The 3,795-nt window shown below is 40.4% G+C and carries 3 protein-coding genes; all 3 read right to left on the bottom strand.

The genetic code is table 11. The annotated features are described in order from the left end of the window. Positions 1–274 precede the first annotated feature (274 nt). Positions 275–1,378 (bottom strand): aromatic ring-hydroxylating oxygenase subunit alpha, encoded by a 1,104-nt coding sequence (locus PX481_RS28370; protein WP_002763831.1) that lies wholly within the window; start codon positions 1,376–1,378, stop codon positions 275–277. An 89-nt stretch (positions 1,379–1,467) separates the two neighbouring features. Next, a complete protein-coding gene (locus PX481_RS28365; RefSeq protein ID WP_288097287.1) occupies positions 1,468–2,286 on the bottom strand; it encodes a hypothetical protein in 819 nt (272 codons plus the stop codon). A 129-nt stretch (positions 2,287–2,415) separates the two neighbouring features. Beyond that, positions 2,416–3,348: a tetratricopeptide repeat protein gene (locus PX481_RS28360; RefSeq protein WP_288122911.1), complete on the bottom strand. Its 933-nt coding sequence runs from the start codon at positions 3,346–3,348 to the stop codon at positions 2,416–2,418. Between the last annotated feature and the right edge of the window lie 447 nt (positions 3,349–3,795).

The following is a 3,795-nucleotide window of genomic DNA, read 5'->3' as shown; positions in this document are numbered from 1 at the left end:
TGATTCCTAGTCGAACAGTCCACTCGCCTCAGTTTTCCAACAATTCCTATTTTTTCATAATTAGGGGTCTCAAGACCCCCCTAGCGGCCACCGAGAAAACCTTGACCAGCTAAGTATTTTTACTCAAGTCTCTGGAGGGGGACAGCTTATGTGACAGTTGAGGGTGCGGAATGTGGGTTTGATCTTAAACTGTGCCAAAAACGTTCAAAATCGAATTCAAGAGCAAGAAACCCACGCCAAATCAAAATTATGACGTGGGAAGATGTCAGATTTTTCAGGCAGCGGATGGCACCAAATTCATGAGCTTAAGATAAGGTTGTTGAAAAGTATGAAGGCGGCGCTCGTCACTGCTAAGAATTCCTTGTTTATAATCCCTTGAGTTATCGATTGAAACCATTCCTAGCTGGACTGATTCGCAGACAGGTTTGTCTTCATCCCAAACTTGAGTAACTAAGTTAGCTGAGGCTTTGCTACTCATATCAAATAGAATTTTCTCCAGACTGGCATTATCAAGTTTTCCCATAAAGGTATAGTTGGTAACTTTGGTTTCTGTAGAACTAAGAGGCGTGAAAACGTGCATATTTAAAGACATCCCAAACAGAGTGGACAAGGTTAAAAGTGGGAAAATCAAATAGTGCTGATAGCCATCTATCTTCAGTTTTCGATCTGCAAAAGCTGTGGTAAACTTTTTGACTTTTGCATCTAGCTTTTTGGCTTTACTGAGGTAAGTCGAATGGAAGTCGTCATTCCAATAATACCCGTCAACTGCTCCATACTTGCCAAGAGAGTTGGGATGGACATCCCAGATGTGGTAGCTATCTAAAGTATTTTCAACGATAATTTTCCAGTTGGCTTTAATGATCATTTCTTGACAGTCAACTTTCTCACCCATTGACTCTGAAAAATCTAATAACCGACTATACATCCCTCCTAAATACTCTTTGAGGGTCAGACCATCATCATTTTTTTTCACAAAAACAAAGGAGCCACAAGTATCAACTAACCATTGTTTCAATTGAAAAGATTCCGGTGTACAATCGGAAAAATCGAAGCGGGACTGTAAGGGAATGTTAATCGGGATGCCAGCACTGTCATAAATCCATCCGTGGTAGGGACACCTAACTGGCCTATTGCCTTTATCCTCTTGATGAATCTTACTAAAACGATGGGAACAGATATTATCAAACGCTCGCAATTCTCCACGAAAATTCTGGACAAAAATAGCTTGTCCTCCTAGATCTTTAGCAATATAATCATTATGATTTTCTAAGTCGGTGGTCAATCCGACAAAGTTCCAAAGGTTTTGAAAGAGAACTATTTGCTCTTTCTTGAAAATCTCGGGATCGGAATACCAAGAAATCGGCACAAGGGTCTTCATTGTTAATTCTCCTCTTCAAGATTCTAGTTTTTAATTATAAACTTCAATCTTTATGGACTTTCTGAAGTATGAAAAAATTAAACTTGTTTTTATAATTCATAGGTAATACAAATTAGTTTGAGTTCTTTTTCTGCATCTTCAAGTAGCGTCCGCAGCCAAGTAATGCGATATTCAAGCTCCTCCTTATACTGGACAATCTCTTCTAGGGAACTGGAAGTCAGAGAAGCAACCGACTTAGGTGCCTGTTGAAATTCGCCTTGCATCTGAGCGATAAAATCTCCGACTTCCCCTTCGGGTTGCTCGACTTCTGCTCTCTTTTGACTCACTTTTCTTGCTAGTGCTTGATTTTCTTCGAGAGCCTCTTCAAGTGCTTGTTGTATCCGACTTAGTCGAGATTGCAAACCTTCCTTGGCGAGCTTCTGCTCTGCAAGATTATTCTCAAGTCCCGTCAGTTCAGCTTGCAAGCTTTCTCGGATTGTTCCTTGCTCCTCAAGTTTTTGTTGTAGCTCGCTCAAGCTTGTTGAGAGAGCTAACTTCAGATGAGGGAAATAGCTCCCTACTTCCCTCATCTCTTTGGGCAAAGCTAGTGACTCTAGATGAGTGGAAGGATTAAAATCTCCACTCCCTAATGCCCTCAACTCAAGCTGAATCTGATTGAAACCCCGCTCCATTTGATTAATTGTTATTAATTCCAAAGCAAAAGTAAATCCTCCTACAAGAATAGCCACAAGGGACGCTAGGAAAATCTGCCACGGCAGTTGGGATGGGAGAAGATTACTAGACTGCTGCTGAAGCTGGAGCGAGGAATGAATTGCTAGAAACACGGCTATAAAGACAGATAAAGTAACGATAATAGCTATCAATATCTGTTGTTTTTTGAGAGAAGCTCTCTGAAAATCACGAAACATTATTTGGCTTTTTTACTGGAACTAACATTATAGTCTTTAAAGACTATACTGTCTGGGGATTTAGGGATTTTTACTAAATTGGGTTTGGGCAATTTGCTGAGTTGCTTTTTCTTTGTAGGTCTCGAGGATTTATCCTAATTTATCGTCATCTTCTTCTATCAGCATATCCAAAGTGGAAAGTTCGCTGGCGACCTCTCCTTGTTCTGCCGCCAGTAAATTGGCTGCTCGATAGGCTTCTGCCGCTTCTTTGGTAAATCCTTGACGAGTATAAAGATCCCCCCATAATTTTTGTTTTTTGGCTTCTATGGGTTTTTTGTTCGGCAGATCGCGTAAAATCTCTGCTGCTTCATCGAGAGCATTGCTGGCAATTAAAGCCTCTATATAACCCATTTTGGCAACCACAGGAATTTTAGGATTTAATTGCTGAGCATCTTCAAAATTTTTGCGGGCGAGGTTATATTGTTTTTGTTTTAGGTAGATATTTCCTAGGGACTGATAAGCACTCCAAGCTGTGGGATTCATCCTCAGTGCAGACTCGATTTCATCAATTGCTGCCTTTGTATTTCCTTGTTCTTGGTAAATCTGAGACATGAGCAAGCGCCCTGGAGTTAACTGAGGGTTAAAGACCAGTGCTTTTTGAACTTGCTCTTTAGCTTGAGGGTATTTCTTTTGCTTTAATAAAACCCTCCCCATCCCCAGATAACCAGCAGGGGTAGTAGGGTCGATATTAAGGGCATCTTTAAAAGCTTCAATGGCCGAGTCCAGTTCATTTTGCTTGTAGTAAACATTGCCAACGGCAAGAGCAGCTTTAGCCATCATTGGGTCAATTCTCCTCGCCGACCCGAAGTGGATCAAAGCTCCTTCATAATCTTTTTGTTTTAAACAGATGCTGCCTATACCAAGATGAGCTTGCTTAGAGCCTGGGTCTTTTTCAAGGATTTCTTCAAAAGCCTCCCGAGCTTCATCATAGCGCTTTTCTTTCATCAGTTGAGACGCTGTTTTAATTGATGGGCTTTTTTGAGTAGGCTTGGTAACTCGCTTGACTTGGGGCGTAAACGACATTGAAGGATTCCTCCACATCAAATATTCACCTTCCGATTATACCGCTTCTTTTCCTAGTAATGCAATACCCAAGATTAACAAGGTCAGCGCATCTTAACAATTATTAACAAAATGAACTTTATTTGATGTAAGTTGCCTACCCCAAATTCAGGCATATTTGAGGAGAATTTGCCATCTCAGTTGTTAAGCAATAATCGACCAAATAGGTGGTTCTTCGTTACTTGGTATGGTTCGAGCGGGTGGCATAAATCGACTAAATCCTGGCTCTTCGGGAATTGTTATGCAAATAATTAACTTAAAATAAAATTCGATGAGAGTGCCTACGCTCAAAAGTAGCTGAAATCGATATAGGGAAGGACTTAAGGCATCAACAGGTTAAGACCAAAAGATAGACAATCGAGTTAAGATTTAATATAATAGTCAAAAACCCGAGTATTTTACTTATGA

The organism is Microcystis sp. M53603_WE2 (genome assembly GCF_030065435.1).
The sequence above is the reverse complement of the archived record's forward strand: the minus strand, read 5'-3'. Positions and strand labels throughout refer to the sequence as shown.